Below are 16,976 nucleotides of genomic sequence, written 5' to 3' on the forward strand. Positions count from 1 at the left end.
TTTGGAGTTATCCGCTTATTTTAGGAGGAAGAACCAAGCTATTCCCCTTGCAGAGAAGGGAAGATTAATGGTATAATGAACGCTATAATCCGAACAGCTTTGCCTTTTTGCCCCAAGCTTGCTTTGGCTAGGCAAAACGGACAGCGGAGCGAGTGAAACGAGCGTAGGAGTATTGCGTGAGCAATACGTTGCTGCAAGGAAGCGTTCATTGAATCATGATAACAGGCAGGTGGAGAGATGAAGGTATTTGAAATCGCACCAGTGAAATATATAGATAATAAGATGTTGGTTTTGGATCAGACGCGCTTACCGGGCGAAGAGGTCTACGAAGAGATGCACACCAAGGAGGATGTCTGGGAGGCGATCTACAAGCTGAAGGTCAGAGGGGCGCCGGCGATCGGCGTTGCGGCGGCTTATGGTCTTTACTTGTCGGTGAGAGACTTTCGGGGCACGGATATCGACGACTTTGCGGCCCAATTGAAAGAAGCCAGGGACTATCTGGTCACTGCCAGACCTACGGCGGTGAATCTGGCATGGGCGCTTACCCGCATGTGGGACAAGTTCGAAGCCTTAGGGCGAGTCGACGTGGCGGCAGCTAAGTCTGCCCTCTTTGACGAGGCAGAAGCAATTCGCAGAGAGGACGAGGCGGCGTGCTTTGCCATGGGAGAATACGGGCTGTCGCTGCTCAAACCCGGCATGGGAATTCTGACCCATTGTAACGCGGGAACTATCGCGACGGCCAAGTATGGAACCTGTCTTGCGCCTATTTACTTAGGGCAGGAGAGGGGTTATGATTTCAAAGTCTTTGCTGATGAGACGAGACCGCTCCTGCAGGGAGCGCGGCTGACCAGTTGGGAGCTTTCTAAGTCTGGCATCGACGTGACTTTGATCTGCGATAACATGGCGTCCATCGTCATGAAAAACGGATGGATTGATGCCGTGGTCGTAGGGTGTGACCGTATGGCGGCCAACGGAGACGGCGCCAACAAAATCGGCACGTCAGGCGTTGCCATTCTGGCAAAAGAGTATGGCATTCCATTTTATATGTACGTGCCGACTTCCACGATCGACCTGGATACGCCTACGGGCGATGACATTCATATTGAACTCCGCGACGGAGAAGAAATCTACAAGATGTGGTACGAAAAGCCCATGGCGCCGGAGGGGGTAAAGACCTATAACCCTTCCTTTGACGTGACGCCGGCAAAATATATTACAGCAGTGATTACAGAGAAGGGAATATGCAGACCGCCATACGAAAAGAGCCTGGCGGCGCTGTTCAAATAAAAATGAAACATACTAGAATTTACATACTGATGGTGCTGGCGGCATTTTGCTGGTCAGGCGCTTTTATTGCCGGAAAATTTGCGGTACCCTACATTCCGACCGTATCGCTGACCTTTGGAAGATTTGTCGTGGCGACAGTCGCCATGGGCTTCATCAAAAAATATATGGAGGCAAAGAATCCGGAGGAAAAATACATATTTCAGAAGACAGATCTTAAGAAATTCCTCTTTACAGGTATCGTCGGCATGGTAGGATACCACATCTTTTTCTTTTTGTCGCTGAAGTATACCACGGCGATCAATTCGTCGATTATCGGGGCGACCAATCCGGTAGTGACGGCTTTGCTGGCATTGGCTTTTCTGAAACAAAAGCTGCCGCTGAAGCAGGTTCTGGGTATCGTTCTATCGCTCTTTGGCGTGGTGCTGACCATCACTGCAGGCGATTTGTCGGTACTGGCTGCCTTTGAACTGAACAAAGGGGATTTGATCATGTGCCTGGCGGTGGTCGTGTGGGCGGCTTACGGCGTTTACAGCAAAAGCAGATGTGCAGGGATTTCTCCTGTTGCCATCACCTACTACAGTTTTTTGGTATGTACCTTAGTGCTGATACCATTTGTGCTTTTGGAGAAGCCGTGGGAATTTCTGCCCGGTGTACCGGCAGAGGCTTATATTGCCGTCGTATTCATGGCAATTTTCCCATCCTGTTTCTCTTATCTGGTACAGCAGATCGCTATCAAAGAAATCGGACCGGCCAGGGCTTCCGTATTTATCAATTTGGTGCCGATTTTCTCTTTTGTCCTGGCGACTTTGATTTTAGGAGAAACTTTACAACCAGTGAAGATTCTGACTGCTGCACTGATTATTGCAGGGGTGTGCATTTGTCAGCTTTCTGGAAATACTAAAGAAGGAATCATAAAGAATGGAAAATAAAAAACAGGGCTTTCTGGCCCGCTATGTAAAAATTATCGTCGTCTTTGCCGTGGTGGCGGGATCGTCATCGGGCATCTTTGGCAGCGTCATTGAAGCGCCATCCATGGCCATCGGATTTTGGAGACTGAGCCTGGGAATGCCTGTCTTTGCAATCCCCGTTTTACTGAAACAACGAGACGTGCTGAAGAAAATTTCAATCAAAAATTACATATGGACCTTTGTGGCAGGGGCTTTTCTGTTCCTCCACTTTTTTACCTGGTTCAATGCCGTCAAGCTGACGGATATTGGCAGCGCCTCTGTGCTGGCGGCGCTGCATCCTCTGATCGTTTTGGTTATCACCATTTTCGTCTTTCGCAGAAAGGTGGGGGTGCGTCCCGTCATGGGCATCATTCTGGCTCTGCTGGGCGGCGCTTTGATCGCAGGGCTGGATTTCAGACAGCTGTCGGCAAGCAACTTTGCCGGAGATGTGCTGGCATTCCTCGCCGCCATGTTCATGGGCTTGTACTTCACAGTCGGAAATGAAGTGAGAAAAGAGGTATCGGGCAGCGCTTATGTGTTCCTGGTCTTTCTCGCCTGCTGGATCTGTTTTGCCATAGGGATGGTGGTTACAAAGACGCCGGTCTTCGGATATTCGACTACGGACTACGTCTATATCATCGGTCTGACGCTGGTATGCCAGATTGGCGCTCATGCCGTGTTCAATCTCTGCTTCGGCCATGTGGACTCTCTCTATGTCTCAGCTTGGGAGTCCGGCGAGTGTGTTTCGGCCATCATCATGGGCGTGATCTTCCTGGGACAGGTGCCGACCTCTTGGCAGATCATCGGCTGTGCAGTTGTGGTCATCGGGCTTTTGTACTATAATTACTATACGGGCCTCGCAGAAAAGGAAGCCGAAGAAAGGGAGCAAGTATGAGTTACAAGGTTAGACTGCAGTCCTTTGAAGGACCTTTTGACCTGCTCGTGTATTTGATAGAGAATGCGCAGATGAGCATTTATGACATACAGATTTCCGAGATTACGAAGCAATACCTCACTTACATCGAAGAGATGAAGTCTATGGACTTTAATGTGGCGACCGAATTTATGGTGCTGGCTGCCACTTTGATCGACATCAAATCAAAGATGATTCTGCCTCGGGCGACGGTGGAAGGTGAAGTGCTGATGGAGGAAGACCCTAGAAGTGAGCTGGTGGAACGGTTGCTGGAATACAAGAAGTACAAGCGGGGTGCAGAAGAACTGAAGGAGCGAGAGGACTACATGTCCCTGATCTACGAAAAACCCCAAGAAGATATTTCGGAGTATCTCAATCAACCGGACGAATACCTGGACCTGGACATCAAGAAATTTGCCGCCGCTTTTGATCAGTTCCTGCGCAAGAAAAAGCGAGAGGAAGAGGTGCGCGCCCACTATACAAAGGTGGAGCGGGAAAAGGCGACCATAGAAAGCCGCATGATGTATATCAAAGACCGTTTCAAAAACGTATTCCTGCGGGGGATTCAGAAGCTGAGCCTGAAGGAGCTGATTCCCAACAAAAAAGACCGGTATGACATTGTCGTAACCTTTGTCTCTGTTCTGCAGATGATAAGGGACAAGTATCTGGATGCAGATCAGCGAAGCGTCTATGGGGAAATTACAGTGGTACCAGGTGAACGAAAATTTGAGGAGGTCGGCGCAGATGAATAGCAAGAAGACGATTAAATCTGCCTTTGAGTCCATGATGTTCATTTGGGGACAGCCGTTGGACGTGAAGAGTTGTGCAGATATATTTAATATCAGTAAAGAGGATGCCCTGGCCTATTTTCTCGAACTGCAGGAAGAATATGAGCAGGAGGGAAGAGGCATCGTCATCAGGCAGGTGGGAAAATCTTTTCAGTTTGTAACCCGGCCTGAGAATGCAGAGTTCATAGAACGGCTCTGCACACCAGTTAAAGTGAAGAAGTTATCGCAGTCGGCTCTGGAGGTTCTGGCTATTATCGCTTATAAGCAGCCAGTGACCAAAGGGGAGATTGACGCCATCAGAGGTGTGAAATGCGACAGGGTCATCGACGGTCTTTTGAAGAAGGACTTGATCCTGCCAAAGGGGAGATCTGAGGGGATCGGCAGGCCGATTCTCTACGGAACCACCGATACATTTTTGAAGAATTTCGGATTTACCAGTCTGAAGGATTTGCCGGAGATTGAGGATATCGAAGGGGTGATCAACCTTTCTGAAGAAGAAGGGGAGGATGACGATAACGGTATGGAACAGATTTCAATAGAAGAGGTGGAGTATGGAGAAAGAGAAATTTAAGTGTCCCAATTGTGAACACGAAATCACGATGAATCTCAACGAGTTTGTGGATGTTTCCACGGACCCGGAGTTCAAAGAGAAGATTATGAACGGGGAATTTTTCCTGATCAAATGTCCGGAGTGCGGCGACGAGACGTTGGTGGAATACCCGGTGATGTACATGGACCCAGATAAGAAGCTGACGATTTACATGGCGCCGGAGCACGAGGCGGACCTGCTGGAACAGCTGAACAGCCTGGAAGTGCCGGAAGGCGACCTGGACGAAGAGGCGATTTTCCGCGTGGTCGGAAACAGCGCGGAGCTTTTGGAGAAGATCTTGCTGGCTGACGGCGGCAGAGACGACCGGGTCATGGAGCTTTACAAGGCCATCATCGTGGAAAACATGAAGGAAGAGTGGCCTGATGTGAAAATCAGAGACCTCTTGTATTTCTTCGACAATGGCGAAGAGTATTTCATCATCTGGGACTACGACAATGCGGCCGGCGAACAGTTGACGGTCAATGTGGACGATGAATTGTACACCCAGCTAAAAGATGACTATTTGGCGGCTTTGGCGATTCCGGCCAACAAGTACGCCGAGGTCAACGACAAGTGGCTGGCAGAGAGAATTGACGTGGTGGAATAGATTGCAGGCGCTGCCGCTTTGGCAGCGTTTTGACATATGGACAAATAGCAGAGAGCAGCGCATCGTGATGACGGTGCGCTTTTTGGTGGATATGATGTACATCTATTGTGTTGTATTTTGCGTCACAATAGGCTATAATATAATCAACCAAGATGAAAGGTGGTGGGATTATGGCAGCTAAGACGGCAAATGTTAATTCAAGGATGCAGTCTGATATCAAACAACAGGCTGAACGTATTCTTGAAAGGCTTGGGATTCCGCGCTCTGTTGCGATTGATATGTATTATCGCCAGATTATAGCACATAACGGTATTCCATTTTCAGTAACACTTCCTGCTAAGGTACCTGCACGTGATGAGATGACCAAGGCTGAATTCAATCGTATGATGGCTACAGGTTTGCAGCAGGCGAAAGACGATGATTCCTTTAATGTCGATGAAGTATTTAAAGACCTGGAGACGAATATATGAAGTCATATAGCGTAAGGATTACCAGACAAGCAAGAGAACACTTGAGAGGAATCAAATCATACATTGCGAATGAACTGCTTGCCCCAGAGGCTGCCGCAAATGCGATAGCTGGTCTGAAAAAGGGAATAAAGAACCTGTCAACTATGCCGGAGAGAATCAAACTTACGGAAGAAGAACCGTGGCGCAGTCAGGGTATCCATCGAATGAGAGTGAAAAATTATTATGTGTATTTCTGGATTGATGAAGAAAACAATATAGTCCAGGTAACTGCAGTAATCTATGTTGCCAGGGATCAGGCGGCACAGCTTGATATGATAGAAATGGAATAAGTGAATGAGCGCACCCGTGAAGACGGTGTGATTTTTGGTGGGCATGCCTCTATGGGAGAGATATTGTGCCGATTGCTGATCCTGCTCTTTGCGATAAGGAAGTCAACCTCCATGCGTGAGGAAGCATCATCGCGGGAGGGGTTGGAGTAAAAATAGAGCTTATGGCCATTTGCTGTCAACATTTGCGCTACGACGTTTTCGACAATCATACCCATGTTAACCTCTAAATTATCGAACAAAAGCTTTTTGTAAATTTCAGAACTGACCTCGCCGTTTTCACTAAAGGCGTGACTGATCAACTGCCCGGTGTCTCCCATGCAGCACTTTAAAAGGGTTCGGTCCAGGTTTAAACTGAGACCAATGTTTGGTTCCGTGGAGTTATAACAATTGTTGACGATCATTGCATCCAACAGCCAGAACATTGCATCTTTATATTCATCAAACCGGGCGCCTTGCACCAAAAGGGCGCTTTTTCCGTTTCGCTTCTTCCACTGGAGAAGGTTCTCATAAATATTTCTACGCATATTCTGCCTCCTGTCGTCACCATAACACAAATCAAGAGTTTTTTCGATGCGAACACCACATAAATCAAGAGATTTTTCCGGTGGAAAACCACACAAATCGATACTTTTTTCAAATTGATAAATTTTATCAATAAAATGCTCTTCTGACGGCTGTTTTATCACTTCTTAATGATAATAATTATCATTTTTGATAAACGTTGGCTGCTTACATTCGTTGGCAGAACCACTGAAACCCCTTGCATTTACAAGTGCAGGGGGTTTTTAATGTAAAAATACTAAATAGTCTGACAAATGGCACGGGTTTTGCATTATATTTAGCGTGATAACGTGAGAAAGCACAGAGACTTGAAGATAGGAGGGTTCACCAATGAACAATATACAGGAGACAGGTTTTCACTCTATGATGAAACAGCTCTACGGCGATTTCGGCGTCGATTCAGAAGTCGGCAGGCTGCGGAGTGTTTTGATGAGAAGGCCGGGTAAAGAAATCGAGGGTATCACGGACCCTGCGGCAGTAGCTATGAAAGAAATCTGGGACGTAGGAAAAGTCAGAGAAGAGCATGACGCTCTGGCAGAGATTTACAGGAGCAACGGCGTCGAAGTACATTACATCGAGGAGATGGCGCCGCACCTGCCCAATGCCGTTTATGCGAGAGATCTGGTTCTGATGACGCCAGAGGGCGCCATCGTCGCAAGACCGGCAGCAGGATGCCGCATCGGAGAGGAGGTTTACGCAGCTAGGCAACTTGCAAAGCTGGGCGTACCCATCATCAAGACAATCAATGGCGACGGCATCTTTGACGGCGCCTGCTGCTTGTGGATGGATCGCAAGACCTGCATGCTGGGATATGGCAAACGCTGCAATCCATCGGCGGCAGCCCAGGTAGAAGAGGAGCTGCGCAACATGGGCGTAGAACACCTGATCAAAGTAGAAATCCCAAGAGGTATGGCACATCTGGACAGCTTTATGGCTTTTGCAGATCTGAAGGTAGCGCTGGTGCTGAAGATCGCCGCGCCGGATACCATCTACAGAGAGTTGGAGGAGAGGGAGTTCAACATCGTGGATATCCCGGACTACGAAGAGTTCGGGCGCTTCTGCCAGAATTTCGTAGCTCTGGAGCCGGGCAAAATCGTCATGCCGACAGGCTGTCCGAAGACGGTAAGCGCACTGGAAAAAGCCGGCGTTGAGTGTATGCAGCTGGATGTCAGCGAGATCATGAAGGGCAACGGGGCCATCCACTGTATGACGGCTTTCCTGAAGAGAGACAGCGTGCCCCTTTATAAATAAGATGCTTTTGCGAAAAAAGATAAGGAGGAACTTATGAATGCGAAAAAAATGAAAAAAGTCAGTCTGCTCATCATCCTGGCTCTGACCGTGGGTTTGTTTGCAGGCTGCGGAGGCGGAGGCAATAGTGCAGGCCCGGTGAAAGACGACGGCAGCGTGGTACTGCGCATCCCGTTCAATGCAGAGCCGTCATCTCTGGATCCCGGATACGGCAACAGCTCTGACAGCATCTGTCCGCGAGGCATGATGTACGAAGGTTTAGTGAGAATTTACGACAATAAAATTGAACCGGCCATGGCGGAAAGCTGGAAAGTCTCCAAGGATGGCCTGACCTATACTTTCAAGCTGCGCGACAGCAAATGGTCTGACGGAGAACCAGTCACGGCCTACGACTTCGAATACGGCATCAAGCGTCTGCTGGATCCAAGTGACGAGGCGCCAAACGGAAACTATGCCTGGATGGGATACTATTTCAAAAATGGACAGGAGTTCAACGAAGGAAAAGTGTCAGCAGATGAAGTAGGCGTAAAGGCTCTCGACGACAAGACCCTGCAGATTACGGCGGTCAAGAATATGCCGTATTTCCTGGATCTGATGAAGATGCCGTGCTTCTATCCGGTTAGAAAGGATGTCGCTGAAGAGTACGGCAAGGATTATGCCGCAGCGCCAGACAAGGTCGTCTGCAACGGTCCTTTCGTTCTCAAAGAGTGGGAACACGAAAGCAAGCTGGTATTTGAGAAAAATCCGAATTACTGGAATGCCGACAATATCAATGTAGACGGGGTAGAAGCCTACATTATCTCTGAACAGGAAACTGTGATGAACATGTTCGACAACGGCGAACTGGACATCACCAACACCATCGAAAAAGAATATATCGATAAATACAAGGAAAAAGAAGAAGCGGTTTATATCGAGGGAGCAACGGTCTGGTACAACATCATCAACGTAAAGACCGACCGGGGCGAGATTTCGAAGCTGCTCAGGAATAAAAACTTCCGTCAGGCAGTGTCCTATGCCCTTGACCGCAACGCTATCGTGGACGCAGCCCGCGGAGACGGCTCCTTTGCCATCAGCCGCATGTGTCCTGACATGCTGTCGGTTTCAGATACCACGTTAGGTGAAAAGTATCCGCTTGATCCATATCCGGCAAAGGGAGATACAGATAAGGCAAAGACCCTCTTTGAGAAAGCCCTGAAAGAGACAGGGATCAGCGCCGATAAGCTGCCAAAGCTGACACTTCTGACCTTTGACGACTCCACGGCAAAGACCACTGCAGAAATCATTCAGAACGTGATGAGCACCACCTTTGGATTAGAAGTGACCATCGACACCCAGACTTATTCTGCCAGGGTAGAGAAGGAGAATAAAGGCGACTACGACTTCTGCATCACCAACTGGGCGCCTGACTACAACGATCCGATGACATTCCTGGAGTGCTACGAATCAAACAACAGCTATAACACCTATTTTGGCGGATATTCTAACGACAAATACGATCAGCTGATCAAATTCTGCAACACGACAAATGACATGAAGCAGAGAGCCGACAAGCTGTTCGAAGCAGAGAAGATGCTGGCAGACGAGATGGTCGGTGTACCGCTGTTCCAGACCAGCGGCTATTGGGGAAAGAAGACTTATGTCAGCGGCATCAGCAAATGCGGTTTTGGCGCAAACGATCCAGATCTTGCAAGGGTTCACTATGACGGAGACAAGTGATCCGCATCAAACCGATAGACAGGAACATTGCAGAGGGCGCGCCGGGTGGTGCGCCCTCAGAAAGGATTGTGACTTATGCTAAAATACACGCTTAAACGAATACTGATTGCAATTTTGACCTTGCTGATCCTTATTTCCGCCGTGTTTGTCATGATCAGGCTGCTGCCGGGAGACCCTTTCTCTGATCCTAAGGTGCCAGCGGCAACCCAGGAAAAGATGAGAGAGTATTATGGACTGGATGAACCGCTCCATAAACAATATCTCACTTACATGTCAAACTTATTTCATGGCGATTTGGGCTACAGCCTGCGTACACAGGGCCGGACTGTAAACGAAATTATTTCTACTGCCTTTCCATTTTCTATCGACCTGGGTGTGCGGGCGCTGCTCTTTGCTGTCATTGTCGGATTGCTGCTGGGAATTGTGGCGGCGCTGAATCAAAACGGATTTCTGGACCATCTCAGCATTGCCATCGCCGTCATAGGGATTTCCATCCCCAGCTTTATCATCGCCAGCGTGCTGCAATACCTGCTGTCAGTGAAACTGGGCATACTGCCGGTGGCGCTTTGGGGAGATTTCAAGTCTACCATACTGCCCACCTTTGCCCTGGGGATCGGTTCTGTGGCAACCATCGCCAGGCTGATGCGCACCAGCATGCTGGAGGTGACAGGCGAGGACTTTATCAAGACGGCAAAGGCAAAAGGCCTGAGCAAAGGGGAAATCACCATGAAGCATCAGCTGCGTAACTCCCTGCTGCCAGTGATAACGGTCATGGGGCCTCTGGTGGCAACCCTGCTGACAGGCACCTTTGTCATCGAAAATATTTTCGCGATTCCAGGGCTGGGACGTCATTATGTCATCAGCATCCAGACACTGGACTATCCGCTGATTCTGGGCATGACCATCGTTTACAGCGTGTTCCTGGTGCTGATGCAGGTGGTGGTGGATCTGGTGTACGGCCTTGTCGATCCTAGAATCAAGATGAAATAAGAACAGGAGGCAGCATATGGAACAGACAACCATAACGAAGACACAAGAAAACACGGAACTGACCAGAGACTTATTCACCTTTGTGGAACAGGATGATGCAGGTGCGGAAAAGATGTATGCGCCCAGCATCAGCTACTGGCAGGATGCCTGGAGGCGGCTGAAGCAGAACAGGGTGGCTATGGCCAGCCTGCTGTTCATACTGGTGCTCACTGCCTTTGCCATTGTGGCGCCCATGATGTCCTCTTCCACCCATTCGGACGTCGACTTTGGCGTCATGAATCAGGGGCTGTCTGCGGAACACTGGTTTGGCACAGACAACCTGGGCAGAGATTTATGGTGCAGAGTGTGGATGGGAGCGAGAGTCTCCCTCTTTATCGCCTTAGTCGCAGCTGTGGTTCAGAGTACCATCGGCATCATCATCGGAGGGGTTTCCGGCTTCTTCGGAGGCAAAATCGACCTCTTTCTGATGAGAGCGTCAGATATCATCGACTCCATTCCATTTCTCGTCTACGTCATATTAATCATGATGATTATGGGGTCTGGAATGGCGCCCATTATCATCGCCTTTGCACTGACAGGCTGGATCAGAATGGCAAGACTGGTCAGAGGACAGGCGCTATCTCTGAAGGAAAGTGATTACGTCATGGCTTCAAAGGGACTTGGCGGCTCCAACATGCGTATCATCATCAAACACATGGTGCCCAATATGCTGGGCGTCATCATCGTCACCCTGACCATGAGCATTCCGACAGCTATTTTTACAGAGGCTTATCTGAGTTATATCGGTATCGGCCTGCAGCCTCCACTGACCAGTTGGGGACAACTGGCTAACATCGGAGCCACGGTGATTAAGACCTATCCATATCAGATGATCATCCCGGCCATCTTTATCAGTCTGACCATGCTCTCCATGCAGCTTTTCGGAGACGGCCTGCGGGATGCACTGGATCCGAAGCTGAGAAAATAAAGGAGGAGCAAATGACGGAGACATTATTAAGAGTAGACGACTTGCGCGTTTCCTTTGATACCTATGCAGGGGAAGTGAGAGCCGTCAGAGGCGTATCTTTTCATATAGATAAGGGGGAAACCTTGGCTATCGTAGGGGAATCCGGCTCGGGGAAGAGTGTGACGGCACAGGCGACGATGCGCCTTTCCGCCGATAAACAGATTCGCTACAAATCGGGAAGCATCCGCTTTAACGAAAAAGAAATTCTCAAGCTGCAGGAAAAAGAATTGCAGCGTATCAGGGGAAGTGAGATCGGCATGATTTTGCAGGACCCTCTCACTTCACTAAATCCGATGATGACCGTCGGCAAGCAGATTGCAGAGGGGATTATCAAGCATCAGCATCTGCCGAAGCGGGAAGCCATAACCAAAGCGATAGAAATGCTGAGGCTGGTAGGAATTCCTGAGCCGGAGAGACGGGTAAATCAGTATCCCCATGAATTTTCCGGCGGTATGCGGCAGCGTGTTTCCATTGCAATTGCCCTGGCCTGCAATCCCAAGCTGCTCATCGCGGACGAACCGACGACTGCCCTGGATGTTACGATTCAGGCGCAGATCCTGGAACTGATGAAAGATCTGCAAGAGAAGCTGAACACAGCGATTTTGCTCATTACCCACGACTTGGGCATCGTTGCGGAGATGGCGGACAGAGTCATGATCATGTACGCCGGCAGCATCGTGGAAAGCGGTAACTGTGAAGACCTTTTTTATCATCCCGCCCATCCTTATACCTGGGGCCTTTTGGGCAGCATTCCCCAGGCGGACCAGAAAAACAAGGAGGCGCTGATCAGTATCAAGGGAACGCCGCCGGACCTCCATGCAGAGATTACGGGATGCCCCTTCAAACACAGATGCAGCTACGCGATGGCAGTCTGTCATGAACACAGGCCGCCCGCCTTTGAGATTGGGGAAGGTCACACTGCCGGCTGCTTTCTGCATCACGAGTTTTCGCCTTCTGTCATCAATCCGATTACCAAAGAGGAGGTGAAATAGATGCAGGACAATGTGTTATTGGAAGTAAAAAACCTGAAAAAGTGTTTTGATGTGGGAAACCGCCAGGTGCTCACGGCAGTGGACGGACTGGATTTTACCATCAGGCGGGGTGAGACCCTGGGTTTTGTGGGAGAATCCGGCTGCGGCAAATCCACCACGGGAAAGACAGTCATGCATCTGATTCCGCCTACCAGCGGACAGATTCTATACGACGGCAGGGACATTACCCATATGAAACGGCCCGAGTATCTGAAATTTACGAAGAAGGCACAGATGATTTTCCAAGATCCTTACGCGTCGCTGGATTCCCGCATGACTGCAGGCGAGATCATCGCTGAAGGGATGAAAATCCACGGGATGTATCATGCCAAAGAGAGGGAAGAGCGAGTCGTAGAACTGCTGAACACGGTGGGCCTCAACAAAGAGCATGCCAGCCGCTTCGTTCACGAGTTCTCTGGCGGACAGAGACAGAGGATTGGCATTGCCAGAGCCCTCGCCATAGATCCGGAATTCATCGTCTGCGACGAGCCGATTTCGGCATTGGACGTTTCGATTCAGGCGCAGGTCATCAATCTGCTGCTGAACCTGCAGAGGGACCGCGGTCTGACTTATCTGTTCATCGCTCACGATCTGGGAATCGTCAAGCACGTCTCGGACAGGGTGGCGGTCATGTATCTGGGCGCCATCGTGGAACTTGCTGAAAGCGATGAACTCTATGCACACCAGCTTCATCCTTACACCCAGGCGCTGCTGTCAGCGATTCCTTTGGCAGACCCTGTAAAGACCAGGGCAAAGCAGAGAATTCTGCTGGAGGGAGACGTGCCCAGCCCTATTGACGTCAAAGGGGGCTGCAAGTTTGCAGGGCGCTGTAAGAAATGCATGGGTATATGCAGGGATGAAGCGCCAAAGCTGAAAGATGCGGGGCATGGACATTATGTCGCATGTCATCTGATTTAAGGAGGTTGAAATGATCAGGTGTCTATCAAATGTTTTTTCAGAGACAGGGTTTTTGCAAATCCTGGACGGATTGACTGTAAACAGAACGGGAATTTTTCATATCAAAGAGGCCCCTTCTCCTGCACTGCTGCGCCTTTACATCGATGTGGCCGCCCGATTGGGCGTGGAGCTTGCAGGTATGGCGCTGCCTCTTATGGGAGATGGTCCTGAGGATGCTCTCTCCATCAGAATCGACGGGGAGGTTGCGGCGGGCTTTTGCGAAATCAGGCTGGCTGGCGGCGGTGTCTGCATCTCGGCATCCTGCCAGGAGGATCTGGAACGAGGCACCGCTTATTTTGCCACCTGCTATCCCTACGACGGCAGGGACAAAAGCCTGCAGGACCACCTGGAAGAAAGGGCGCTGCAGTGTCTGACTGCTTTGACCGTAGATGGGAAGACGCTGCAAGTACAAGAGATTACTGGAACGTCTGAAGGCGGGACCGTGACTTTTTCCCTTAGCTGTCCGAACAGGAATGAATGGGGAATTTCTAAATCTTATGAACAGGCAAAGCATCATTTCCAGCAGAATCTGGATGTACGCATTGTTGCAAATGAAGAGGCGGCGGCCTGTCCTGAGGCGGTGCTCTGTACAGCCCTGCGCCTTGCCCTTGAAAACTACGAGACCATTTCGCCATATGGAGTTCAGCAGGAACAGCCTGGCTGCAGAAATGTAAAATTCAGGCTGGCGGAGAGAACAGCCGCCATCGAAAACAGAGACGGTAATCTGACCTTTTCAGGACAGCCGCAGGCATTGGCAGCGCTAGCCGAGGGTTATGCTGCAGAGGAAAAAGACCCCTTTAATTCGCCCCTTCTTTCGGATTTGGAAGCGATTCTTTCTGCAAAAAACGAAATCGGGCAGGCATTGGAAGCAATCTGCCAGTATGATGGGAAAGAAGAGAAGCCTTCGGCTTTGGTCACCAGAGAATATACCAGGGCAATGGTGGACAGGAAAGGTCTGGAACATTTCCTAGCTGAAAAATGGGGTGAGGCCCATCTGCTAAATTTTAACGAAGGAAAGGAAGTCTATCGCGATCATTATCGGTGCAGATGGGAAGGCCGTGATTTTTTGTCAGCTTTTTGTGACGAAGTGCTGCCCGCTGTAAAGCCGGGAGACGTGGTGGACTTATTTGGACGGCTCAGTGAAGATACTGATGTGCGCAGATCCCTGGAAAGAGAAATAGAAAGGATGCTGCGGGAAAAGGGCGCCGGTATCGGCCGTATAGAGATTTTGCGCGCCTTTAAGTCCGGCTACAGCTGGATCGAGGAGCGGGTATTGCCTGCACTGAAGGAGTCGGGCCGGTCTGAACGGGTAGCGGCGGTGGAGATCCGCTTTCCTTATCTGCTCAATGAGAGAGGCGACGATACGTTTGAAGACGAGTCAACGCCTAATTATGGCAGGCACAGAGACGATCCTCTGAAATTTTTTGATATTCCGACCCGCTGGCTGCAGGAACTGTTTCCTGTCGACGAGCTGCTGCAGGAGAAGCTGTCCATACCGTCTGCGCAGGTGGCCTTCATCCGTGACGATGCGCTGCCTCACACCTATGTCCTGACCTGCTTTGACGAAGAGGGCGCCCTGATCTACGAGGACGACTTTGACGTTAAATACGTACAGAAGAAGTATATTAAAAAATATCCGCAGATCGGACGAACCCACGTGACTTGTGGCTGGCTGTCAGCCCGTATCAACGGAAGGACGGTTTTGGATAAGCATATTGCAAGTGACACGGAAAAGGTCTGGCAGATTCTCGAGGAAAAGATCATTCCTAAACTGGAAGCCTGTCTGCTGGAACGCTATGGGACCTCCGGCCTGGTTGCGGCACAGCCGCTGTTCAACCGTCTGCAGATCAACATCTCCATGAGCGAGATGGATTTTGATCTGGGTTATCGCCAGGAACGCATTTCCACCATAGAAGCTATGCAGGAGGATCTCTATTTCTACCTGCTGGACTGGTTCAAAACCTATGGGGAACGGGAATGCGGCTCTGAGCTTGACAATGTAGGACTGATTATGCCAGAGCCGGAGATTCGAAAAGGTATGGATACAGAAATTGAAGTCATTCTCTATGAAGATCTGACCGACGGCGCGAAGGTGTTTAGCCCGGGAGGAGACGTACCGATCGTTGAAAAGCCTGTACCTCTCAGGAGCAGCAGACTCACCTTTGAAGAAGGGGTACTGTGCCAATCCATAGAAACTGACGATGCTCTGGCTCTTCATAAGCTGCGGATTTTGGACGAGATGGTAAAGAAGGGCATCATCGACTTTTATCAGCAGCATCCTGTGACCATCCGCATGGAGAGTGCAGGTGAAATTGCAGAGGCCCAGATCCCAAAACACCAGAAGACGGCATCCACCCTCAGTGTGGCAGACAGGGTTGATTTGCTGGAGAACCAGGTTGTGGATTACGAGAAGTATCTGGATCTGCTCCGCTATTATGAAGGTATGGAGTATATACAGATCATACCAGCGGAAACGACATATAAAGGTAGGAAAATCTTTGCGATTTCCTGTATCTGCCGTAGCAAAGGCGTATGCTATGGACATAACAAGCTGAAGAGTGAGCGAATCTCCGCCGCCTTTACGGCGCGTCATCACGGCAATGAGTCCAGCAGTCTGAATTCTACGTTCCGTTTGCTGGATCGCCTGCTGGGCGATATGGCGCAGGTGCGCGAGAAGGTCAACGTGATTCTGGTGCCTTTTATCAATATCGACGGCGGCATGCTCCACTGCCAGGTGCAGAGGAAGCATCCGAAATGGCTCTGCCATCCGGCTCGTTACAACAGCGCAGGCTTTGAATTCCGCAAGGATTTTGATAACCCGCACAGCATATACGGGGAGGCCAGGCTTCTCGGCAAGCTTTGGGATGAATATCTCTTTGACGTGATTACCGATAATCACGGGTTTGAGGGTCACGAGCTGTGTCAGCCGTTTTCTGGCTATATTTCGCCGTGGTACAAGAGCTTTTGGGTGCCGAGAGCCTTTTATTACGGGTATGTCTGGTACAGAGGAGACGCTGCACATATGATGGAAATCGGCAGCAGAATCAGATCGAAGGTCTGTGACGCTATTAACGGCGATCGGGAAATCCGCACGCTCAATCTGGAATTTGCCGACCGCTTCTACAAGTATGCACAGCGTTGGTTCCCAGATCTGTTCAGGCTTGATAAATACGAGGATGTGGTCTTCTATTGGATTGATACCAATGAAAAACCACGGACAGCCAACTACGGCATTCGGAACCCGGAAATTACGGCGCTGGATTGGACCACGGAGGTTGCTGATGAAACGGCGGTAGGCGCTTATATGGGCACCAACGTGAGAGCACACCACATTTCGGATCTGGCTGTCTTCGAGGTGCTGGAGGATTGCCCGCTGCACAGAGACTGCGGCGTGAAAAAGACTGGCGAGGGCTGGACTTTCTCCAGATTTCGCAGGCACCCTTTGTTTTCAGAATGAAGATACATGCCATAGTAAGTCCATATGATATACAAAAAGTGCTGCAGAAGATGGCTTTCTGGGCACTTTTTGTCTGC

16 protein-coding genes are annotated in these 16,976 nt (G+C 49.9%); 15 read left to right on the forward strand and 1 reads right to left on the reverse strand.

The genetic code is table 11. The features are described 5' to 3' along the window. The first annotated feature begins 237 nt into the window (after positions 1-237). From mtnA to BN6539_RS06825, 8 genes are all read left to right on the forward strand, one after another. Positions 238-1,287, forward strand: coding sequence for an S-methyl-5-thioribose-1-phosphate isomerase (mtnA, locus tag BN6539_RS06785; RefSeq protein ID WP_067535590.1), 1,050 nt, complete (start codon positions 238-240; stop codon positions 1,285-1,287). Positions 1,288-1,289: 2 nt separating this feature from the next. Further along, positions 1,290-2,216 carry a DMT family transporter gene (locus tag BN6539_RS06790; RefSeq protein WP_067538150.1) on the forward strand — a complete coding sequence of 309 codons (927 nt, stop codon included), beginning with the start codon at positions 1,290-1,292 and terminating at the stop codon, positions 2,214-2,216. Then, positions 2,206-3,129 carry a DMT family transporter gene (locus BN6539_RS06795; protein WP_067535593.1) on the forward strand — a complete coding sequence of 308 codons (924 nt, stop codon included), beginning with the start codon at positions 2,206-2,208 and terminating at the stop codon, positions 3,127-3,129. Before BN6539_RS06790 ends, BN6539_RS06795 begins: the two co-directional genes overlap by 11 nt. Next, on the forward strand, positions 3,126-3,899 hold the full coding sequence (locus BN6539_RS06800; protein WP_067535596.1) for a segregation and condensation protein A: 774 nt from the start codon (positions 3,126-3,128) through the stop codon (positions 3,897-3,899). Before BN6539_RS06795 ends, BN6539_RS06800 begins: the two co-directional genes overlap by 4 nt. Beyond that, positions 3,892-4,506, forward strand: coding sequence for an SMC-Scp complex subunit ScpB (scpB, locus tag BN6539_RS06805; protein ID WP_067535599.1), 615 nt, complete (start codon positions 3,892-3,894; stop codon positions 4,504-4,506). The genes BN6539_RS06800 and scpB overlap by 8 nt, the downstream gene beginning before the upstream one ends. Further along, a complete protein-coding gene (locus BN6539_RS06810; protein WP_067535603.1) occupies positions 4,487-5,131 on the forward strand; it encodes a CpXC domain-containing protein in 645 nt (214 codons plus the stop codon). The genes scpB and BN6539_RS06810 overlap by 20 nt, the downstream gene beginning before the upstream one ends. A 170-nt stretch (positions 5,132-5,301) precedes the next feature. Continuing rightward, complete coding sequence (locus tag BN6539_RS06820) at positions 5,302-5,601, forward strand: type II toxin-antitoxin system RelB/DinJ family antitoxin (protein ID WP_067535609.1); 300 nt, start codon at positions 5,302-5,304, stop codon at positions 5,599-5,601. Then, positions 5,598-5,930: a type II toxin-antitoxin system RelE/ParE family toxin gene (locus BN6539_RS06825; protein ID WP_067535612.1), complete on the forward strand. Its 333-nt coding sequence runs from the start codon at positions 5,598-5,600 to the stop codon at positions 5,928-5,930. The genes BN6539_RS06820 and BN6539_RS06825 overlap by 4 nt, the downstream gene beginning before the upstream one ends. Here BN6539_RS06825 and BN6539_RS06830 read toward each other — a convergent pair. Then, a complete protein-coding gene (locus tag BN6539_RS06830) occupies positions 5,894-6,454 on the reverse strand; it encodes a DUF4143 domain-containing protein (RefSeq protein WP_067535616.1) in 561 nt (186 codons plus the stop codon). The two genes, BN6539_RS06825 and BN6539_RS06830, sit on opposite strands and share 37 nt — an antisense overlap. Before the next feature lie 367 nt (positions 6,455-6,821). On the opposite strand from BN6539_RS06830, the gene BN6539_RS06835 reads away from it, so the two are divergent. The 7 genes from BN6539_RS06835 (at position 6,822) to BN6539_RS06865 (ending at position 16,899) form a co-directional block, all read left to right on the forward strand. Next, the gene (locus BN6539_RS06835; protein WP_067535620.1) at positions 6,822-7,742 is read left to right on the forward strand and encodes a dimethylarginine dimethylaminohydrolase family protein; all 921 of its coding nucleotides are present in this window, start codon (positions 6,822-6,824) and stop codon (positions 7,740-7,742) included. A 33-nt stretch (positions 7,743-7,775) separates the two neighbouring features. After that, entirely contained in the window at positions 7,776-9,458 is a 1,683-nt protein-coding gene (locus BN6539_RS06840; RefSeq protein ID WP_082907393.1) for a peptide ABC transporter substrate-binding protein, read from the forward strand. A 75-nt stretch (positions 9,459-9,533) separates the two neighbouring features. Beyond that, positions 9,534-10,448, forward strand: a complete 915-nt coding sequence (locus BN6539_RS06845) for an ABC transporter permease (protein ID WP_067535623.1) — start codon at positions 9,534-9,536, stop codon at positions 10,446-10,448. Between the two features lie 16 nt (positions 10,449-10,464). Further along, positions 10,465-11,415: an ABC transporter permease gene (locus BN6539_RS06850; RefSeq protein ID WP_067535626.1), complete on the forward strand. Its 951-nt coding sequence runs from the start codon at positions 10,465-10,467 to the stop codon at positions 11,413-11,415. A gap of 11 nt (positions 11,416-11,426) precedes the next feature. Continuing rightward, a complete protein-coding gene (locus tag BN6539_RS06855; protein ID WP_067535629.1) occupies positions 11,427-12,446 on the forward strand; it encodes an ABC transporter ATP-binding protein in 1,020 nt (339 codons plus the stop codon). Then, a complete protein-coding gene (locus BN6539_RS06860; protein WP_067535633.1) occupies positions 12,447-13,403 on the forward strand; it encodes an ABC transporter ATP-binding protein in 957 nt (318 codons plus the stop codon). A 10-nt stretch (positions 13,404-13,413) separates the two neighbouring features. Next, positions 13,414-16,899, forward strand: coding sequence for a M14 family metallopeptidase (locus BN6539_RS06865; RefSeq protein ID WP_067535637.1), 3,486 nt, complete (start codon positions 13,414-13,416; stop codon positions 16,897-16,899). The last annotated feature ends 77 nt before the right edge of the window (positions 16,900-16,976 follow it).

The organism is Emergencia timonensis (assembly GCF_900086585.1).
Lineage (GTDB): Bacteria > Bacillota > Clostridia > Peptostreptococcales > Anaerovoracaceae > Senimuribacter > Senimuribacter timonensis.

What these genes read in the sequence shown, in the direction of transcription:
- BN6539_RS06855 (WP_067535629.1), top strand. Translation starts at nt 11,427, where the DNA reads ATGACGGAGACATTATTAAGAGTAGACGACTTGCGCGTTTCCTTTGAT.
- BN6539_RS06820 (WP_067535609.1), top strand. Translation starts at nt 5,302, where the DNA reads ATGGCAGCTAAGACGGCAAATGTTAATTCAAGGATGCAGTCTGATATC.
- BN6539_RS06835 (WP_067535620.1), top strand. Translation starts at nt 6,822, where the DNA reads ATGAACAATATACAGGAGACAGGTTTTCACTCTATGATGAAACAGCTC.
- mtnA (WP_067535590.1), top strand. Translation starts at nt 238, where the DNA reads ATGAAGGTATTTGAAATCGCACCAGTGAAATATATAGATAATAAGATG.
- BN6539_RS06810 (WP_067535603.1), top strand. Translation starts at nt 4,487, where the DNA reads ATGGAGAAAGAGAAATTTAAGTGTCCCAATTGTGAACACGAAATCACG.
- BN6539_RS06825 (WP_067535612.1), top strand. Translation starts at nt 5,598, where the DNA reads ATGAAGTCATATAGCGTAAGGATTACCAGACAAGCAAGAGAACACTTG.
- BN6539_RS06830 (WP_067535616.1), bottom strand. Translation starts at nt 6,454, where the DNA reads ATGCGTAGAAATATTTATGAGAACCTTCTCCAGTGGAAGAAGCGAAAC.
- BN6539_RS06795 (WP_067535593.1), top strand. Translation starts at nt 2,206, where the DNA reads ATGGAAAATAAAAAACAGGGCTTTCTGGCCCGCTATGTAAAAATTATC.
- BN6539_RS06860 (WP_067535633.1), top strand. Translation starts at nt 12,447, where the DNA reads ATGCAGGACAATGTGTTATTGGAAGTAAAAAACCTGAAAAAGTGTTTT.
- BN6539_RS06790 (WP_067538150.1), top strand. Translation starts at nt 1,290, where the DNA reads ATGAAACATACTAGAATTTACATACTGATGGTGCTGGCGGCATTTTGC.
- BN6539_RS06850 (WP_067535626.1), top strand. Translation starts at nt 10,465, where the DNA reads ATGGAACAGACAACCATAACGAAGACACAAGAAAACACGGAACTGACC.
- BN6539_RS06800 (WP_067535596.1), top strand. Translation starts at nt 3,126, where the DNA reads ATGAGTTACAAGGTTAGACTGCAGTCCTTTGAAGGACCTTTTGACCTG.
- scpB (WP_067535599.1), top strand. Translation starts at nt 3,892, where the DNA reads ATGAATAGCAAGAAGACGATTAAATCTGCCTTTGAGTCCATGATGTTC.
- BN6539_RS06865 (WP_067535637.1), top strand. Translation starts at nt 13,414, where the DNA reads ATGATCAGGTGTCTATCAAATGTTTTTTCAGAGACAGGGTTTTTGCAA.
- BN6539_RS06840 (WP_082907393.1), top strand. Translation starts at nt 7,776, where the DNA reads ATGAATGCGAAAAAAATGAAAAAAGTCAGTCTGCTCATCATCCTGGCT.
- BN6539_RS06845 (WP_067535623.1), top strand. Translation starts at nt 9,534, where the DNA reads ATGCTAAAATACACGCTTAAACGAATACTGATTGCAATTTTGACCTTG.